This is a genomic window from Microbacterium sp. SYP-A9085, from assembly GCF_009649635.1.
Classification (GTDB): domain Bacteria; phylum Actinomycetota; class Actinomycetes; order Actinomycetales; family Microbacteriaceae; genus Microbacterium.
Window position 1 is genome coordinate 1 of the sequence record NZ_WJII01000011.1, and the last position, 1,305, is coordinate 1,305.

At 66.0% G+C, this 1,305-nt stretch carries 1 protein-coding gene; it reads right to left on the reverse strand.

The genetic code is table 11. The annotated features are described in order from the left end of the window. Positions 1–44: 44 nt before the first annotated feature. Complete coding sequence (locus tag GH740_RS13815) at positions 45–1,232, reverse strand: IS481 family transposase (RefSeq protein ID WP_153746691.1); 1,188 nt, start codon at positions 1,230–1,232, stop codon at positions 45–47. Positions 1,233–1,305 lie beyond the last annotated feature (73 nt).

Below are 1,305 nucleotides of genomic sequence, written 5' to 3' on the forward strand. Positions count from 1 at the left end.
TGTGATGAGTCGCGTCATAGGTCTCATCTGAGTCGCGACATATGTCACGTTTTGGAAGTCCCGGGCCATCGGCCTGGGGCTTTCATCGTGTTGCGCCAGTAGGTTTTTTCGGGGTTGATGGTGTTGATCGCGAGGATCTCGCCGGTGGCGAGGTGGACGATGGTGACGTTGGTGTCGTCGGCGATCAGGATGCAGTGTTTGCCACGGTGGGCGGCGCCGATGCCGAGGTGGTGCATGCGGGCGGCGCGGCGGAAGCTGATCTTTCCGTTGGCGCCGACGTGGTCGTGACGAATCCGGTAGTGGCCGGCGTCGGGACGTGTTCCGGCGGGGATCGCTTTGGGTGAGGCTGCATAGGCGGTCGCTGGGGTGAGGCCGTCTCGGGCGCGATGCGGTCGTGCGGTGTTGTAATGCTCGCGGAAGACGTCGAGCTGGGCTTGCAGTTCGGGGATGGTGCGAGCGCGGGGGCGCGCGCAGAGCCAGCGTTTCAAGGTCTGGTGGAACCGCTCGATCTTGCCTTGGGTTTGCGGGTGGTTCGGGGCGCCGTTCTTCTGCCGGATTCCCAGAGCGGCGAGGACGTATTCGAACTCGTTGCGGCCGCCACCGTGGCGGGCGGTGTAGACGCGACCATTATCGGTCAGCGTGGACGCGGGTGCCCCGTAGACGTCGACGCAGGCGAGGAAGGTGTCCACGACGTGGCGGCCGGTCACCGGGCGATGGACGGTGCAGGACAGCAGGAGCCGGGAGTGGTCGTCGAGCCAGTTGAGGATCTCCACGTCGGTGCCGTCGTGGAGGCGCCAGTGGGTGAAGTCGGATTGCCACGTCTCGTTCGGTTGCGCGGCTTCGAACCGGAGATACGAGGACTTCGGTCGTTTGCGGGGTTCGGGGGTGATCAACCCCGCGGCGTGCAGGACGCGGCGGATCGTGGACGTCGACGGGGCGGTCAGTCCCTCCTGCCGCAGATGCCACGCGATCGTGACCGGCCCCGCATCCGTGCCCGCGGCGGCCAGCGCATGACGCAGCTGCACGATCCGCTCCTGAACCCGGTCGCTGGTCTTCTGCGGCGAACTCAACGGCGCGCGGGAGCGCGGTTCGAGATCGTCCAGACCGCCGTCACGGTAGCGGGCCAGGAGCCGGTGCAGATGCCGGCGGGAGATCCCGTACTCCTCCGCCGCCGCCGTCACGGTGAGCTGCCCGGCGACGATCTTCAACACCACGACACGATGCTTCGACATGCATCGCACTGTGACCTATGTCCCGACTCATCAGCGACCTATCACCTGTGACCTATGTCGTGAACCTAGACAC